The sequence below is a fragment of the Pseudomonas retamae genome, assembly GCF_043496865.1.
GTDB lineage: Bacteria > Pseudomonadota > Gammaproteobacteria > Pseudomonadales > Pseudomonadaceae > Aquipseudomonas > Aquipseudomonas retamae.
In genome coordinates, this window is record NZ_JBIEIL010000007.1 from 1 (window position 1) to 17212 (window position 17212).

General features: G+C 59.1%; 15 protein-coding genes and 2 rRNA genes. 12 read left to right on the forward strand and 5 right to left on the reverse strand.

Annotation, left to right across the window (positions count from 1 at the left end; translation table 11 throughout):
- The 3 genes from ACGSLL_RS15020 to ACGSLL_RS15030 form a co-directional block, all read left to right on the forward strand.
- A 23S ribosomal RNA gene (locus tag ACGSLL_RS15020) occupies window positions 1-75 on the forward strand; the annotation flags it as partial.
- 167 nt (window positions 76-242) lie between these two features.
- Window positions 243-358 (forward strand): 5S ribosomal RNA (gene rrf, locus ACGSLL_RS15025).
- A 148-nt stretch (window positions 359-506) separates the two neighbouring features.
- Window positions 507-1046 (forward strand): hypothetical protein, encoded by a 540-nt coding sequence (locus tag ACGSLL_RS15030; RefSeq protein WP_394506893.1) that lies wholly within the window; start codon window positions 507-509, stop codon window positions 1044-1046.
- A 6-nt stretch (window positions 1047-1052) separates the two neighbouring features.
- Here ACGSLL_RS15030 and ACGSLL_RS15035 read toward each other — a convergent pair whose 3' ends face one another.
- Window positions 1053-5189, reverse strand: a complete 4137-nt coding sequence (locus tag ACGSLL_RS15035; protein WP_394507128.1) for a CheR family methyltransferase — start codon at window positions 5187-5189, stop codon at window positions 1053-1055.
- Window positions 5190-5490: 301 nt separating this feature from the next.
- On the opposite strand from ACGSLL_RS15035, the gene ACGSLL_RS15040 reads away from it, so the two are divergent.
- The 4 genes from ACGSLL_RS15040 (at window position 5491) to ACGSLL_RS15055 (ending at window position 10680) form a co-directional block, all read left to right on the forward strand.
- Window positions 5491-7095: a tetratricopeptide repeat-containing response regulator gene (locus ACGSLL_RS15040; RefSeq protein ID WP_090285377.1), complete on the forward strand. Its 1605-nt coding sequence runs from the start codon at window positions 5491-5493 to the stop codon at window positions 7093-7095.
- Window positions 7092-7784: a sensor histidine kinase gene (locus ACGSLL_RS15045; RefSeq protein WP_394506894.1), complete on the forward strand. Its 693-nt coding sequence runs from the start codon at window positions 7092-7094 to the stop codon at window positions 7782-7784. The genes ACGSLL_RS15040 and ACGSLL_RS15045 overlap by 4 nt, the downstream gene beginning before the upstream one ends.
- A 199-nt stretch (window positions 7785-7983) precedes the next feature.
- The gene (locus ACGSLL_RS15050; protein ID WP_394507129.1) at window positions 7984-9225 is read left to right on the forward strand and encodes a glutamine synthetase family protein; all 1242 of its coding nucleotides are present in this window, start codon (window positions 7984-7986) and stop codon (window positions 9223-9225) included.
- A gap of 69 nt (window positions 9226-9294) precedes the next feature.
- Window positions 9295-10680, forward strand: a complete 1386-nt coding sequence (locus tag ACGSLL_RS15055; RefSeq protein ID WP_394506895.1) for an MFS transporter — start codon at window positions 9295-9297, stop codon at window positions 10678-10680.
- A gap of 73 nt (window positions 10681-10753) precedes the next feature.
- On the opposite strand, the gene ACGSLL_RS15060 is transcribed toward ACGSLL_RS15055, so the two are convergent.
- The 4 genes from ACGSLL_RS15060 to flgA form a co-directional block, all read right to left on the reverse strand.
- Entirely contained in the window at window positions 10754-11500 is a 747-nt protein-coding gene (locus ACGSLL_RS15060) for a flagellar brake protein (protein ID WP_208940134.1), read from the reverse strand.
- Window positions 11501-11588: 88 nt separating this feature from the next.
- Window positions 11589-12056, reverse strand: coding sequence for a flagella synthesis protein FlgN (locus ACGSLL_RS15065; protein ID WP_332769161.1), 468 nt, complete (start codon window positions 12054-12056; stop codon window positions 11589-11591).
- 48 nt (window positions 12057-12104) lie between these two features.
- Window positions 12105-12431 carry a flagellar biosynthesis anti-sigma factor FlgM gene (gene flgM, locus ACGSLL_RS15070; RefSeq protein WP_090285364.1) on the reverse strand — a complete coding sequence of 109 codons (327 nt, stop codon included), beginning with the start codon at window positions 12429-12431 and terminating at the stop codon, window positions 12105-12107.
- A gap of 161 nt (window positions 12432-12592) precedes the next feature.
- Window positions 12593-13354, reverse strand: coding sequence for a flagellar basal body P-ring formation chaperone FlgA (gene flgA, locus ACGSLL_RS15075; protein WP_394506896.1), 762 nt, complete (start codon window positions 13352-13354; stop codon window positions 12593-12595).
- Window positions 13355-13436: 82 nt separating this feature from the next.
- On the opposite strand from flgA, the gene ACGSLL_RS15080 reads away from it, so the two are divergent.
- The 5 genes from ACGSLL_RS15080 to flgD all read left to right on the forward strand — a co-directional run bounded on the left by ACGSLL_RS15080 (window position 13437) and on the right by flgD (window position 17208).
- Window positions 13437-14369 carry a chemotaxis protein CheV gene (locus ACGSLL_RS15080; protein WP_090285360.1) on the forward strand — a complete coding sequence of 311 codons (933 nt, stop codon included), beginning with the start codon at window positions 13437-13439 and terminating at the stop codon, window positions 14367-14369.
- A 46-nt stretch (window positions 14370-14415) separates the two neighbouring features.
- A complete protein-coding gene (gene cheR / locus ACGSLL_RS15085; protein WP_016773612.1) occupies window positions 14416-15243 on the forward strand; it encodes a protein-glutamate O-methyltransferase CheR in 828 nt (275 codons plus the stop codon).
- Window positions 15244-15612: 369 nt separating this feature from the next.
- Entirely contained in the window at window positions 15613-16020 is a 408-nt protein-coding gene (flgB, locus tag ACGSLL_RS15090) for a flagellar basal body rod protein FlgB (protein WP_394506897.1), read from the forward strand.
- A 3-nt stretch (window positions 16021-16023) separates the two neighbouring features.
- Window positions 16024-16467 carry a flagellar basal body rod protein FlgC gene (flgC, locus tag ACGSLL_RS15095; protein ID WP_007937507.1) on the forward strand — a complete coding sequence of 148 codons (444 nt, stop codon included), beginning with the start codon at window positions 16024-16026 and terminating at the stop codon, window positions 16465-16467.
- A 15-nt stretch (window positions 16468-16482) separates the two neighbouring features.
- Window positions 16483-17208 carry a flagellar hook assembly protein FlgD gene (gene flgD / locus ACGSLL_RS15100; protein ID WP_394506898.1) on the forward strand — a complete coding sequence of 242 codons (726 nt, stop codon included), beginning with the start codon at window positions 16483-16485 and terminating at the stop codon, window positions 17206-17208.
- The last annotated feature ends 4 nt before the right edge of the window (window positions 17209-17212 follow it).

Below are 17212 nucleotides of genomic sequence, written 5' to 3' on the forward strand. Positions count from 1 at the left end.
CGTTGATAGGTTGGGTGTGTAAGCGCTGTGAGGCGTTGAGCTAACCAATACTAATTGCCCGTGAGGCTTGACCATATAACACCCAAGCAATTTGCTTGCTTCGAAGCTGAAAAGCGAAAGAGCACCAGATTGCGGTGTGTGAAGACGAAACGAACCGAAAGTTCGAAACGCACAAACACCAGCTGTCACATACCCAATTTGCTGAAGCGAGGCCATCTGGTCACGAGTCAGTACCCGAATTTCTTGACGACCATAGAGCGTTGGAACCACCTGATCCCATCCCGAACTCAGCAGTGAAACGATGCATCGCCGATGGTAGTGTGGGGTTTCCCCATGTGAGAGTAGGTCATCGTCAAGATTAAATTCCGAAACCCCAATTGCGAAAGCAGTTGGGGTTTTGTTTTGCCTGCGAGAAAGTTCGATACGTCGTCCAAGCCGACGAATCGACATGGCGAACCTCCCGATCCGGTGCCTTAATGTCTCTCTTTCGGGGCGGGGGGATGAGTATGCGACGTCGCGGAGCCAAATATTGGTTATGGATCAACAGCCGTTTACCGATGCACAGCCATGACGAGACACTGAGCGACGGCTTACAGATCGAGGTCCAGGCTCGCGTAGGTCTGAGTGGCGACACGCAAGTATTCATCGGCGTTTATACGAAAGAGGGGCGAGCGGTCAGTGAAGAATTTCATGACCGTGGCAAAGACATTCCCTGCGAAGTTGCGCTGAAATGGGCAAGCGAGCGAGCCCGGGAGATCGTTATCGATCAACAGGAATTCGCCGCCCCGCATCGTACCCAGATCACCCTGAGCGCAGTGGTGACTGACCCCTCGGTGGTGGCCATCCGGCGAATGGAGATGAGCGAATACGAGCGACTTAAACTCAAGGCGTCGGATGCCTGGTCAGAATATCTGGATGCCAAGAACGCCATGCTCGACCTGATGCGCCTGAGGCGCGTCGACCCAGGCATCTGGGCCGAGAGCAAGGCGCGCCTGCAGCAGGCGATCGACCGTCGCGTGTGCATCCAGCGCGCCTATCTGCGCTGATTACCGTTAAAGCAATTGCGAGCGGCGCAGCGCATCAATGGTGTCGATCAAATCGTCATAGGCCACAGGCTTGCCGAGGTGCTGATCAAAACCTGCTTCGCGAGATTTCTGCATATCGCTCTGCGTGCCATAACCGGTGAGGGCAATGGCTGGCACGTTTTTCACTAGCGGCAATTTGCGTAACGCGCTCATCAGTTCGTAGCCGCTCATGACCGGCATGCCCAGATCGGAAATGATCAGATCGAAGCGCGTGCTTTCAGCTGCTTTCAGTGCGGCGACCGGATGATCGAATGCAGTAACGTCCGCGTCTTCCATTTCCAGCAACATCTTCAGCGTGTCGAGCACTTCGGGTGAGTCATCCACCAACAGGATACGCAGGCCATCCAGTTTGCCAGACGCCACTTCAACTTCTTGCGGCGAATCTTCTTCAACAACATCAATAGCCAAAGGCAGGCACACGGTAAACGTGCAACCGGCGCCTAGCCCCGGCGATGTCACCAGAACCGAGCCATGTTGTGCCTCAGTCAATTGCCTCACCAGTGACAGACCAATTCCCAGACCTTCACGCTGGTGATTGGTGTGCTGCTTTTCCGCTTGGCCAAACAGATCGAACACATGTTCCAGATTTTCCGCAGCGATGCCGACGCCGTTGTCCTTGATGTCCAGGCGGGCCATTTGCGCGCTGCGACTGGCGATCAATTCGATTCGCCCGGTCGGTGGGGTGAATTTCAGCGCGTTGTTCACCAGGTTCCAGATGATCTGCTCAACCCGTGTCGGGTCGGCATGGATGACGAGCGGATCGTCGGGCAACCGTAAATCGACTCGCGTTGCATGCTGCTCATTCAGCACCACCGTATGGATGTCACGCAGTACGGCGCTGAGGTCAACCCGTGTCAATTGCAGCTTGAGCTTGCCGGTGCGCACTCGCGCGACGTCGAGCAGGTCATCGATGATCCGCGCCTGGCTGTTGACCGCATCGCAGATGGTATTGACCGCTTTGGTCGCCGGCCCTGCGGTACGGATGACCGGAAGGCGTCGCAGCAGCTCGGCGTTGAGCTGAATAAGGTTCAGTGGATGTTTGAGTTCATGGGACATGACTGCGAAGAACTCATCACGCAGGGACACCGTGTTACGCGTCTGCGCCAGTTCCTGACTCTGTTCGTCCTGCGCGCGTTTGTGGCCGGTCAGGTCGCGGGCGATCTTCACGTAGCCTTGCAGATAATCGCCGCTGAGCAGGGTGACTTCACCGCTGCAGAAGAAGCGGCTGCCGTCCTTGCGCTGGTGCCAGCGTTCATCTTCGGCGCGGCCGTGGGTACGGGCGGTCGCCAATTCATTCTCGGCCATCCCGGCGGCGCGATCTTCGGCAGTAAAGATAAAATCGTAGAAAGCACCCTCGGCTTCGGCCTTGCTGTAGCCGAAGATCAGCTCGGCGCCTTTGTTCCAACTGGTGATTGCGCCTTGCTCATCGAGGATGATGATCGCGTAATCGCGGGTGCTCTCGGCCACCAGGCGCATGCGTTCTTCGCCCAGGCGCAATTCCTCTTCGGCAGCGCGGCGTTTGGTGATGTCGATGAAGGTCAGCACCGTACCGTCGATATGGTCTTCGCTGGAGCGATACGGCAGTAACCGGGCGATGTACCAGCGGTTATCGGTGCTGTTCACTTCGCGCTCGATCATGTTCAGCGACTCGAACACCTGCGCTGCGTCCTCGGCGAGGTCGGCGTAATTCAAACGATGGGTAATGTCGAGCAATGAACGTCCGGTGTCGACCGGCAGCATGCTGAAAATATCGGTGGCGCGCGGGGTGAACCATTTGATGCGCATGCTGCGATCGACGAAAACCGTGGCGATGTCGGTCGAGGCGATCAGGTTGGTCAGGTAATCGTTGATCTTGTCTGTTTCTTCGACCTTGGTTTTCAGCTCGTAGTTGACCGTCAACAGCTCTTCGTTGATCGACTGCAACTCTTCCTTGCTGGTTTCCAGCTCTTCGGTGGCCGAGCGCAGCTCCTCGTTAATCGCCTGCATCTCTTCGTTGGAGGCTTTCAGTTCTTCGCTGGAGACTTCCGACTGTTCGATGGTGTCCTGCAGGTGCAGCTTGGTGCGTTGCAGTTCGCGCTCGAGGTTTGACAGCACCTGGCTCTCCGTCTGCAACATGGTGGTCGTCGCATCTTCGGCGGGGTCGATTTCCGTTTCCTCGAAAATCACCAGCACGCATTCGCTGTCCGACTCGTCGTCTTTATACGGTTGGGCGATCAGATCGATGCGGAACTGCCGCTCTTCGCGCTTGAGGATCACTTCCCGCGAGCGCACGGTCAGGTTGCTTTGCTGCACCTGGAACAGCGTGGTGCGAATCTCCAGGCGCAGCTCCGGCAGGATCAGCGTCAGCAGGTTGCGCGACAGCTCGCCGCCGACATGCCGCAGAAAGCGCCCGGCGCTTTCGCTCATGTGCAGGATATCGGCGTTGCTGTCGACAATGATGCTCGGCGGCGCCGAACGCTCGATCGCGCGACGATGAATGTCGGCGAATGACAACTTGGGTTGTTCGCTGGGCTTCACTTCCGGACGCGAGACACTGCTGCGCATATAGCCGCCACGCGGCATGGTCGGCGTGCGACGGCTGTTCGGCGTGCCAGTCTTGGCGCGGAAGATGCGGTTGCGCTTGTCCACCGGGGTGAACAATTCATGGCAAGCATCGGCGCTTTCCGAGGTACCGAGAAACAGGAAGCCTCCCGGTCGCAAGGCAAAATGAAACATCTGCAGGATCTCGCGCTGCACTTCGCGATCCAGATAGATCAGCAAGTTGCGGCAGGTGATCAGATCGATCTGCGAAAACGGCGGATCGGACAGCAGGCTGTGCTTGGCGAACAGGACCTTCTCGCGGATTTCCTTGCGGATGCGGTAATGCTCGTCGTCTTTAACGAAATAATGGCGCAGGCGATTAGGCGGTACGTCGGTAACGATGGCTTGCGGGTAAGTGCCGGCGCGGCCGACGCTGATCGCGCGTTCGTCGATATCGGTGGCGAATACTTGCAGATTGGCCTTGCTGTTTTCGACTTGCATTTGGTCGTCAAGCAGGATCGCCAGGCTGTAGGCTTCTTCACCGGTAGAGCAACCGGCGGACCAGACGCGTAATTCCTCTTTTTCAGCCGAGCTGGATACCGACTGCACCAATTGCGGCAGTACTTCGCGTTCCAGCGCTTCAAAGGCTTCGCGGTCGCGGAAGAAGTTGGTGACGCCGATCAGCATGTCGCCCAGTAACGCTTTGGCTTCGTCTGCGGTGTTTTGCAGGTAATCGTAATAGGCGCTGAGGTCGGACTGGCCGGTGACCTGCATGCGCCGCTCGATGCGGCGCAGCACGGTGGCGCGCTTGTAATGCTTGAAATCGTGGCCAGTACTGGCGCGCAGATAGATCAGGATGTCGTGCAGACGCTGTTCGGCAATCGCGGCTTCCTGATCGCTGGACGGCGATTGCACTTTGATGTCGGGGTCATTGGCGCTGGGCAGGGTGATGTTCTGCGAATTGCTCCACAACTCCATCAGTTTTTGCGGCATCTCCACCACGGGCAGCACCAGGTCGACCATGCGCGTTTCGATCGCGGCACGCGGCATGCCGTCATATTCGGCGTCCTCCGGCACTTGCGCGAGGGTGACGCCGCCCTGTTCCTTGATGCGCGACAAACCCACTGCGCCATCGGAGCCGGTGCCTGACAGCACCACGCAAAACGCCCGCTCGCGATGCACATCGGCGAGATCGCGGAAGAACAGGTCGATTGCCAAATGTCGGGTGGATTGTGTGGCGGCGGCGCTCACGCGCAAATAACCATCGTTCATCGACAGCGATTGCGCGGGTGAAATCACGTACACGCAGTTTTTTTCGATCGGTACCGGCTGCGTCACCTGCAGGACCGGCATCCGCGTCGACTCCTGAATGATCTTGTCAGCGACGCTCTGATGATCCGGCGATAAATGCAGGATGATCACGAAGGCCATGCCAGTGTCTTGCGGCATGTGCTCGAAAAACAGCTTGATCGCTTGCAGGCCGCCAGCGGACGCGCCGATGCCGACCACCGGAAAGTCCAGGTGACTGGGGCTCAGGCCTCGGCGCTCGGGAGCAGAGGGCGAGGAGGGTGATTTCGAGGTCATGACTTCGGCCTTGAGAAGGCGACGGATGGGGTCGCGGTGGATCAAAAAACGCATGGGTAACTGCGCAGGATAATCCTGTTTCCGACTTTTTTCCTGCCGCAGTTCGAATGGCGTGCTGGTTGTTTTGTGTTGACCGCGCTCTCGGGCTAAACGCACCAACTATCTTCAAGAGATTCGAGGGAGCGGCCGATAACCCGTTCGGTGACAGCAACGTCGCGCGAAATCGCTTGATAGCATTTGGCCGGCAGCTATCATCTGCGCGCCTGAAATTGCCCTCTCTTCATTTGCCTGGAAATCGTCGATGTCGTCGTATCACCAAAAAAGCTTTCTGATCGTCGATGATTTTTCGGATTTCCGCAGTTCCGTGCGTTCGATGCTGCGTGAACTGGGCGTCAAGGATGTCGATACCGCTGACACGGGTGAACAGGCGCTGAAGATGTGCTCGCAGAAATCCTACGATTTCATCCTGCAGGATTTCCATCTCGGCGACGGCAAGAAAAACGGCCAGCAAGTGCTCGAAGACCTGATGTCGGAAAAGCTTATCAGCCACGAAGCGGTGTTCGTCATGGTCACCGCCGAGACCAGTCAGGCGATGGTGCTCAGTGCGCTGGAACACGAGCCCGATGCGTACCTGACCAAGCCATTCAACCGCTCCGGCCTGGCCCAGCGCCTGGAGCGTCTGGAGCAGCGCAAGACCCTGCTCAAGCCGATTCTGCAAGCCCTCGACCGTGGCAAACCGGTCGAAGTGCTCAACGCCTGCATCGCCTTGTGCAAGCAGGACATCCGCTATTCGCCGCTGTGCCTGCGCTATCGCGCCGATGCGCTGCGCGACATGAATCAGAACGAAGCGCTGGAACGCCTCTATGACGGCATCATTGCCGATCGGCCGTTGCCATGGGCGTTTGCCGGCCTGGGCAAGCTGTTGTTCAAGCGTGGCCAGGTGACACAGGCCAAAGAAGTCTATGAGAAAGCCTTGAAGGTTTTCCCGATGATGCCGGCGCTGTATGACGGCATGGCCGATGTGCTGGTGGCCGAGGGCGACAGTAAAGGCGCGCAACGGGTGCTGGAAGAAGCGATTCGCCTGTCACCGTTGGCGGTGCGTCGTCAGGCCTTGCTGGGCAAACTGGCGATGGCCAACGAGGATTTCGAAACCGCCTCGCGCGCCTATCGTCAGGCCGTGTCGCAGGGCGCGCAATCGCGCTTCAAGGACCCGGAAAGCAACCTCGGCCTGGCGCATGCGCTGATCAGCAAGGGCAGCGATCGTGGCCTCGATACGCGCACGCGACTGGAGATCAACACAACCCTCAGCGCGGTCGCCAAAGAAAACCCGAGTGACCCCGGTCTGCAGATTCGTGCGCGGCTGATGAAAGCTACCAGTCTGCTGCTCAACGACGCCGAGACCGCCGACAAGCTCACCGAACAAGCGCTGATGCGCCTCGACGGCATGGAGCAGTTCATGAGCCCGGAAGCGGCGTTGCTGGTGGCCAAGCAGTTGCAGATGCTCGGGCAGGCCGAAGCGGGCACCTCGATGCTCAAGAGCTGCGCGGAAATCTACGGTGATGACCCGGCGGTGATGAAAGACATCGCCAAGCTCACCGATGACCCGACCATTCTCAGTTCCAGTAACGCCGCTGCTGACCTCAACCGCCAAGGCGTGCGGGTGTACAAGACCGGCAACCTGGTGGAAGCCCGCGAGGTGTTCCGCAAGGCGTTGAAGATGCAACCGAAGAACCTCAGCATCGCGCTGAACCTGGCCCAGTCGCTGCTGCATGGCACCGACACCAGTGTGCCGTCGGCCGAGCTGGAAGAATGTCGGGCCTGCCTGAAAATGGTCGGCCTGATGCCCGACACCGACGCGCGCTTTGCGCGTTATCAGAAGCTGAAAAGCAAGGCGTTTGGCGAATGAATCACAACGAGCAGGCGCTGGATTTTTCCACGGTGATCGCCTCCACCGTTCACGACATGAAAAACTCCCTGGCCATGCTCATGCAGGCGCACAGCCAATGGCTGGCGCGACTGCCGCAAGCGCAGCGTGAGGGCGCGGAGCAGGGCGTGATCGACTTCGAGTTCGCTCACCTCAACGGCATGCTTGTGCAGTTGCTCGGGCTGTACAAGCTCGGCGTCAATCAGCTGCCGCTGCAACCGGCCTATCACGAACTCGACGATTTCATCGAGGCGCAACTGGCCGCGCATCAGGAGGTGTTCGCCAGCCGCGGCATCATCGCCACCTATGAGGTCGATCCGCTGAGCCCGCTGGGTTTCTTCGATCGCGAGCTGATCGCTTCGGTGCTGAGCAACTGCATCAACAACGCCATTCGTTATGCGCGGGAGTCGTTGCTGATCACCGTCAGTGACGAGGCCGGGCAACTGGTCCTGAGCATCAACGATGACGGCGCCGGTTATCCGCGCGAGATGCTTGAGCGTCAGGCCGATTACGTGCAAGGCATCAATCACAGCAGCGGCAGTACCGGGCTCGGCCTGTACTTTGCCCATCGCATCGCGGCGCTGCATCAGCGCAATGGTGTCGAAGGGCGCACGGAAATCAGTAACGGCGGTCCGCTCGGCGGCGGAGTATTCAGTCTGTATCTGCCGTAATAATGGTTTTTGCTGACGCTGCTTGATATTCCGAACAGCCGGAGCCTATTTTGTACGGGTCGCCGTTCGCGGCTCGCACAATAACAAGGATTGCGTCATGACAACCGATGGCCAGCGCTCACTCGCACAGCGACTGACGGGCATTGATGAGATTGAATGTGTAACGCCGGATCTTAATGGCGTGCCGCGGGGCAAAGTGATGACCGCCGAGGGTTTCCTCGAAGGGCGGCGTCTGCAGTTGGCGCGAGGTGTGCTGCTGCAATGCATCATGGGTGGTTATCCGCCGGCGCGGTTTTACGGCAGCGACGACGGCGACCTCGCCCTCGTCGCCGAACCGACCCAGATCCATCGCCTGCCCTGGAGCGACGAGCCGCGCGCCCTGGCGATTTGCGACGCTGACGAGCTGAGCGGCGAAAGCTCGCCGCTGTCGACCCGTGGCCAACTAAAGAAAGTCATTGCCCGTTACGCCGCGCGCGGATTGGCGCCGGTGGTGGCGACCGAGCTGGAGTTTTTTGTTTTCGCGCCCAACCCTGATCCGACCCAAGCGTTTCGCCCGCCCGTCGGCCTCGACGGTCGTCGCGAGGACGGCCAGTCGGCATTCAGCGTCAGCTCCAATAACGGACTGCGCCCGTTCTTCAGCGAAGTCTATAAATGCATGGCCGCGCTGGGCTTGCCGCGCGACACCTTCATGCACGAAATGGGCGTCAGCCAGTTCGAGATCAATCTGCTGCACGGCGATCCGCTGTTGCTGGCCGACCAGACGTTCCTGTTCAAGCATCTGCTCAAAGAGGTCGCGCTCAAGCACGGCCTGACCGTGGTGTGCATGGCCAAGCCGCTGGCGCATACGCCGGGCAGTTCGATGCACATTCACCAGAGCGTGGTCGAGATCGGCAGCGGCAAAAACGTTTTCAGCGACTCGAGCGGCGAGGCGACTGCCATGTTCCGTCATTTCATCGGCGGCCAGCAGGCAGCCATGGCTGACTTCACCGCACTGTTTGCGCCCAACGTGAATTCCTATCAGCGCCTGTGCCATCCGTATGCGTCGCCGAACAATGCCTGCTGGTCCCACGATAACCGTGCCGCCGGGCTGCGCATTCCGGCCAGTTCGCCGGTCGCTCGTCGGGTCGAAAACCGCTTGCCGGGCGCCGACGCGAATCCGTATCTGGCGCTCGCCGCCAGTCTGGCCGCGGGTTTGCATGGCATTGAGCAGGAACTCGAGCCCAGCGAGGCGATCCAGGGCGAGTTTGTCGTGCCGGATAATCTTGCGTTGCCGTGTACCTTGCATGCCGCTCTGGAACGTCTGAAGCGTAGCCACTTGGCCAGGGAACTGTTCGGAGCCGAATTCATCGAAGGCTACATCGCTTCGAAGACCATGGAGTTGACCAGCTTCTTCGATGAAATCACCCCCTGGGAACGGCGTGTTCTAGCAGCCCAGGCCTGACGTACTGTCGCCACCGGGCTAGCCTTTGGTTAGCCCGGTCTTTACTGCAAGGAGCCGCTCGGAACGCCGATGCGCCAAATCTGGAAATCCTTTCGAGCGCTATATTTCGCCTCGCTGATGATGTTGATCGGCTCGGGCCTTCTTTCTACCTATCTGGCCTTGCGTCTGGCCGCAGACAATGTCGACGGCCTGTGGGTCGGTGCGCTGATGGCCGCCAACTATTTCGGCCTGGTACTGGGCGGCAAGATCGGTCACCGACTGATCGCCCGGGTCGGACATATCCGTGCCTATTCGGCATGTGCGGGAATTGTCGGTGCGGCAGTGCTGGGCCATGGTCTGGTCGATTGGCTGCCGGCGTGGCTGGTGCTGCGGACGATCGTCGGCCTCGGCATGATGTGCCAGTACATGGTGATCGAAAGCTGGCTCAACGAGCAGGCGGATGCCAATCAGCGCGGTCTGGTGTTCAGCGGTTACATGATCGCTTCGTATCTGGGCCTGGTACTCGGTCAGTTGATTCTGGTCATGCACCCGGGCCTCGGGCTCGAGCTGCTGATGCTGGTCGCGCTGTGCTTTGCGCTGTGTCTGGTGCCTGTGACGCTGACCCGGCGGATTCACCCGGCCCCGCTGCATCCAGCGCCGATGGAGCCGCGTTTCTTTATCAAGCGGGTGCCGCAATCGTTGAGCACGGTGCTCGGCGCCGGTTTGATCATCGGTTCGTTCTACGGTCTGGCGCCGTTGTATGCCTCGCAGCAAGGGCTGTCGACCGAGCAGGTCGGTCTGTTCATGGGTAGCTGCATTTTTGCCGGTTTGCTGGTGCAGTGGCCGCTCGGCTGGTTGTCTGATCGCTATGACCGGGCGTTGCTGATTCGCTGCTTCGCCGGGTTTCTGGCAGTGGCGGCGCTGCCGTTGGCGGTGTTGCCGCAAGTGCCGCTGGAAGTGCTGTTTGTGGTGGGCTTCCTGTGTTCGCTGGTGCAGTTTTGTCTGTATCCGTTGGCCGTGGCGTTTTCCAACGACCATGTCGAGGGCGATCGGCGGGTGTCGCTGACGGCGATGCTGCTGGTGACCTACGGCGTGGGCGCGAGCATCGGGCCGCTGCTGGCCGGCGTGCTGATGAAATTTCTTGGCAGTCAGAGTCTGTATGCGTTCTTCAGCTTTTTTGCACTGGTGCTGGTGTGGCGGATTCGGCCGAAAGCCGTGACCAATCTGCATCAGGTCGATGATGCGCCGCTGCATCACGTCGCCATGCCGGACAGCATGTCGAGTTCGCCACTGGTGGCGGCGCTCGACCCGCGCGTCGATGAGCAGGTGGTGCAGGAGCAGATGGTCCAGGACCCGGCACCGACCAGTCCAGAGCCGGAACCTGAGCCAGCCGAGCCGCCGCAAGCGGTGGTCGAAGAAGATGTGACCAGCGCAGATGACAAGCCTGCGCCGGATATCAGTGGCGCGCGACCCTGAATCGAAGATAAACACTCGCGCATGAAAAAGGGCAGTCCTGTGAGGGGCTGCCCTTTTTTTTAGTCATTACGGCTCAGAGATCGTCTTTATCAAACCGCCGCGCTTCACGTTGAAGCTGATAAACGAAACGCTCGACGTTGCGCGCCGCCTGTCCGCTGATGTTGTGAAAGCGCAGGCCGGCGAAGGTGATGTTGAGCTTTTCTTCGAAGTGCAGGTAGCGCAGTTCGACGGCGATCGGCTGGTTGCCGAACAGCGGCGGGGCGATCAGGCGGTCGTAGACCTGGCCCAGTTGCAGGCGGTCGGTGATATCGCCTTCGAAACGAAACTTGCAACCGGTCGCGGAAATATCCAGGAGCTTGCCGTGGATCGGCGACTTGAGTTTTTCGCCACCCAGTTCAACGCTGACCAGATCAGTCAGTTTCAGCGCGGCGCGGAAGGCGTTGCGACGCTGGTGATAAACCACTTCGGTCGGTAGCTCGCCGGTGTAGAAGCGGTCGCCGTCGGATTCTTCGATGTTCAGCGTGCCGTTGCATTCCCAGGCGATGCGTACGCCGTCATGAAAACCTTCAACCTTGAACGGCTCGCCGGCGAGCAGGAAGCGTTCGCCATCGCGCGGGATCATTTCGTCCAGAGCGATCGACGCGCTGTCGCGGTCGACTTTGATCAGGTAGCTCTGAAAACGCTGGCTGCGCTCGTGGAAGGTGATGATCAGCGGATCGTGGCTGTCCTGCAGCTGGCGCAGGTTGCTGGAGATTTCCAGTGGCGTGGTGAGCACCTTAGGGGGCTGCGGAGCATCATCCGCGCTGAGGGCGTTGGACACGGTTTATCAATCTCCAGACAAAATATGACGACTAGCCAGCATTTTGCCAGCATGTTCCGCGGGTTGATAGAGCTGGCGCATCAACGGCTCATGCCTGGCTGAGCGGACGCGGTTTGGCGGGCTTGGCAAAAGTGCCGCTGGCGTCGTACAACGCTGGCGGTTCGCCCCCGGTGAGGATTTTCAGCTGATTGGCCGTGGTGGCCTGCTGGATGCGGATCGACTGGCCATTCTTGACGTTGGCTGCCTGGCATTGGGCGATCAGATCGGTCAGGGCATCGCCCTGTCGCAACAACTGCTCGCCAATGCTCGATTGCGCGGCCAGCTGTTGCAGGCCGTTGCGATCGGTCGGCAGATTGAGGCTGGCGAGGATTTCGCTGCGCTTGCGGCCATGCTGTTCCAGCAGAATGATCAACGCCTGCTTGCGCGCCAGAATTTCTTCCAGCAGGGGCATGTCACGACCGTGCAACGCGAGAGATTCGGTTTGCAGCAACTCCAGCAATTCTTGCGCTGGAGCAAAGTCGTCGTCGATCAGTTGCAATAAAGTAGTGTCGTGCATGGCTGGCCTTGGGGTTTAAGCGTCCAAAAGCCTGGCGCCGGCAAAAGCCTAGCGCTGGGCTTCGAAGTTGAGCAGTTTGCTGGCTACACGGTTGCTGTCGACTTTATAGCTGCCATCGGCAATCGCGGCTTTCAACTCGGCCACACGGGCTTTGTCGACAGCAGGCTGATCGCGCAGCTTGTCAGTGACCTTCTGCAACTGTTGAGCCTCATTGCTGAGGTGTACCGACTCCCCGCTTTTGGCGGCATTGGCCTGTTCGGCCTGGGTATTCAGCGGCGCGGAGGGGCTGTTTTCAGCGCTTTCCTTGGCGTTGCTGGTACGTGTGCTGCCTGTCAGTGACGAGGAACTGTTCAAACGGCTGAAATCGATGACCATGATAAAAACCTCTGGGAATTTGGACGCTTGCCATGTTTTCGGCTATCCCATGAAAAACTTTAGGCACATTTTTTCAATGCGCCGGGCTGCATCGCGGCATGTCCTGCTGCGACACAGTTTAGGGAAGCTGGGAGGTCCGCGCCAGTTTTCTCACAGGGCGTTTACATGGCCACTTCCACTTGTCCCGGCGCGGTGACCTGCGCCTTGATCACCCGTTGTGAATTGAGGTTTTTTACCCGGATCTGTTCTTTCAGGCCGCCGTTGGCCAAGGCTTCGCCCGGCATGCGCACCGCCAATGTGCCGCTGCGTGCGGTGATGACTACCTGATCACCCTTGCGAATGACTTCCGCCTGTTCCAGATGGACCTGGGTGATGACCTGATCGGCGACCGTTGGTCGGGTCAATTTCTGCCCGATCGCTTCGTCCACCGAAGTCAGAAAGCCCTGGTTGATCTGGCTGACGTCGCGCTCGCGCAAGGTCACGTCCTGCGGCTCGATAATACCGGCGCGCTTGAGCGCACGCGTGGTCGTCACAATCTCGCGAAACAGGCGGACTTGAGCGGGTACGAACACCGTCCAGGGCGATGTTCCCTCGCAGCGAACCTTCACCGTGACCCGGCCCAAAGGGCGTGCCGGACTCTCCAGCGTCGCTGTCAATTCCTTGTCGCACATCGGCATGCGCATGCGCGGGTCGAGCTGGTTGACTTCGATTTCATAACGGCCTTCGGTTTGACTGCTCGTCAGATAGTCTTCTACGGTGAACTCAAGAAAGCCCTGAGCGACGCCGATAAGCATGTCAGGCAAGGTAACCGCATCAGCATGGGCAGGACTGCCAAAGAACAAGCAGCAAATGGCACACGCACTGGCAAGCGCTCTGCGAAGAGGCGCTGTCAGGTGTCGGGAAAATGTCGTTTGAATGTTCATACGGGTTAAAAAGCAAGCGCCGTGCCGTTTAGCAATGAATGTGCGTCGCAACAACACTTGGCGTTGATGTAGGAGTCTGGGCATGGCTGGTGTAATGGATTCGGTGAACCAGCGCACGCAACTGGTAGGGCAGAATCGCCTGGAGCTGTTGTTGTTCCGTCTCGACGGTCAACAGCTCTATGGCATCAACGTGTTCAAGGTACGGGAAGTGTTGCAATGCCCGTCGCTGACGTTGATGCCCAAGTCCAGTCCTGTGGTGTGCGGGGTGGCAAATATTCGCGGGGCGACCATTCCGATCCTCGATCTGGCAATGGCGACCGGTTCCGGAGCGTTGAAAGACAAGAACAGTCCGTTCGTGATCATCACGGAGTACAACACCAAGACCCAGGGTTTCCTGGTCCGCTCGGTGGAGCGCATCGTCAACATGAACTGGGAAGAGATCCATCCGCCGCCCAAGGGCACCGGTCGCGATCACTACCTGACGGCTGTGACTCGGGTCGACAATCAGTTGGTCGAAATCATCGACGTCGAAAAAGTGCTGGCGGAAGTCGCACCGACGCCGGAAGCGATTTCGGTGGGCGTGGTCGATGTCGAGACCCAGACCAAGGCGTTGTCGCTGCGGGTATTGACGGTCGATGACTCGTCGGTGGCGCGCAAGCAGGTGACCCGTTGCCTGCAGACGATCGGTGTCGAAGTGGTGGCGCTGAACGACGGCAAGCAGGCGCTGGATTACCTGCGCAAGCTGGTCGACGAGGGCAAGAAGCCGGAAGAAGAGTTCCTGATGATGATTTCCGACATCGAGATGCCGGAGATGGACGGGTACACCCTGACGGCGGAAATCCGCGGCGACGCACGCATGCAAAAGCTCCATATCATCCTGCATACTTCGTTGTCGGGGGTATTCAATCAGGCGATGGTGAAGAAAGTCGGCGCCGACGACTTCCTGGCCAAATTCCGTCCTGATGACCTGGCATCCCGGGTAGTCGACCGGATCAAAGCAGCAGATATCAGCTAGGGACCTACTGTCCCTGGTGATCAACACGATTTAAGAGGCGGCACCATTGTCTACGGGTAATTTGGATTTCGAACAGTTCCGGGTCTTCCTGGAAAAGGCCTGTGGCATTTTGCTCGGTGAAAACAAGCAGTATCTGGTCTCCAGCCGTCTCAACAAACTGATGGAGCAGCAAGGCATCAAGTCCCTGGGTGAGCTGGTGCAGCGCATCCAGACCCAGCCGCGCAGCGGTTTGCGCGAGCAGGTGGTCGATGCCATGACGACCAACGAAACCCTGTGGTTTCGCGACACCTATCCGTTTGAAGTGTTGAAGAACAAGGTGCTGCCGGAAGCGATCAAGGCCAGTCCGAACCAGCGCTTGCGCATCTGGTCGGCGGCCTGCTCGTCGGGTCAGGAACCGTACTCGCTGTCGATGTCGATCGACGAGTTCGAGCGCAGCAACCTCGGCCAGTTGAAGATGGGTGTGCAGATCGTTGCCACTGATCTTTCGGGACTGATGCTCAACAACTGCAAGACCGGCGAGTACGACAGCCTGGCCATCGGCCGTGGTTTGTCGCCGGAACGTCTGCAGCGTTACTTCGATCCGAAAGGGCCGGGGCGCTGGGTGGTCAAGGCGCCGATCAAGAGCCGGGTGGAGTTCCGCTCGTTCAACCTGCTCGACAGCTATGCCGCGCTGGGCAAGTTCGACATCGTGTTCTGCCGCAACGTGTTGATCTACTTCTCTGCCGAAGTGAAGAAAGACATCCTGTTGCGTATTCACAGCACGTTGAAGCCGGGCGGGTATCTGTTCCTCGGCGCCTCCGAAGCGCTGAACGGTCTGCCGGACCATTACCAAATGGTCCAGTGCAGCCCGGGGATCATTTACAAGGCCAAGTGATTGCTGCGGCAATACCAAAAACGGGAGCCCTCATGGGGCTGCCGTTTTTTTGTGCCTGCCGTAATTGTTCCTGACACCAATACCCCCTGTGGGAGCGAGCCTGCTCGCGATGGCGGTCCGTCAGTAAAACAATTGTCCTCTGACACGCCGCCTTCGCGAGCAGGCTCGCTCCCACAGTTGTCCGGCGGTGGTGGCAAGAGGCAACCAAGCGGCAAAAAAGCGGCATATGGCGGAAGCCGGTTGCCGCTTTTCTGGCATTGCCGCTTTGCCGATCACCCGCAAAGCCACGGAAACCGGCAGTTTTACACTCTGGCACGGCGCTTGCTAAAGCTCAGTTACGAAAAATCCGGTCACCTGAAGGTTCCCGACATGAGCATCAGCTTCGACAAAGCGCTCGGCATTCACGAAAAGGCTCTGGGCTTCCGCGCCCAGCGTGCCGAAGTGCTGGCCAACAACATCGCCAACGCCGATACCCCGAACTACAAGGCGCGGGATCTGGACTTCTCGAAAGTACTCGAAGCCCAGACCCAGAAAAACGCCCACGGCACCATCGCGCTGAACAAGACCAACAGCCGTCACATCGAAGCTGAAGGTCTGGGCAATGGCGACGAGTCGCTGATGTATCGCACGCCGATGCAGCCTTCGATCGACCAGAACACCGTGGACGCTCAACTGGAACAGTCCAACTACGCGGAAAACGCGGTCGGCTTCCAGGCCAGCTTCACCCTGCTCAACAGCAAATTCAAAGGGCTGGTGTCAGCCCTGCGCGGAGAGTAATCCATGTCCCTGTCCAGCGTTTTCAACATTGCCGGCAGCGGCATGAGCGCCCAGACCACACGTCTGAACACCGTGGCCTCGAACATCGCCAACGCCGAGACCGTCTCCTCGAGCATCGACCAGACCTACCGCGCCCGTCACCCGGTGTTCGCCACCATGTTCCAGGGCGGCCAGAGCGGCGGCAGTGATTCGCTGTTCCAGAATCAGGATGCTGCCGGTCAGGGCGTGCAGGTGCTCGGCGTGGTCGAAGACCAGAGCAACCTCGAAGCGCGTTACGAGCCGAACCATCCAGCGGCCGACGCCAAGGGCTACGTCTACTACCCGAACGTCAACGTGGTGGAAGAGATGGCTGACATGATTTCCGCGAGCCGTTCGTTCCAGACCAACGCCGAAATGATGAACACCGCCAAAACCATGATGCAGAAGGTGCTGACCCTCGGTCAGTAATAAGGGGCGACTGCCATGAGCGTTACCGATACCACCAGCTCCCTGAGCATGAATGACATCCTGGCGAACTCGTCGAAAAAGACCAGTTCGACCACCGATGGCATTGCTTCGGCGACCAACAGCAGCACCGGCGGACAAGCGCTGGGCAAGGATGCGTTCCTGCAGTTGCTGGTGACCCAGCTGAAAAACCAGAACCCGCTCGACCCGCAGGACAACAGCGCATTCGTTGCGCAGTTGGCGCAGTTCAGCAGCCTTGAAGGCATCACCACGCTGAACTCCACCGTGAGTGGCCTGGCCGGCAACTACAACTCGTCGCAGGCGCTGCAAGCCTCGTCGCTGGTTGGCCGTAACGTGATCGTGCAGACCAACACCGCACAGCTCGATGATCCGAGCAAAGGCCTGACCGGTTCGGTCACCGTACCTTCGTCGATTGCCGGTGGCACCGTGACCATCACCGACAAGGACGGCAAAACCGTTCGCACCATCGATCTGGGCAGCCGCGCCGCCGGCGCTGCGAGTTTCACCTGGGACGGCAAGGACACCGCTGGCACCGTGGTGCCGGTCGGGACTTACACCTTCAAGGCCAACGCACCGATCAACGGCGCGGCGACGGACCTGGCGACTTACCTGCCAGCGACCGTCAACAGCGTGACGATCAGCCAGACCGGCGGCGAGCTGATGCTCAACCTCGCTGGCAAGGGCACCGTCGCCCTGTCCAAAGTTCAAACCATTGGTATATAGAGCC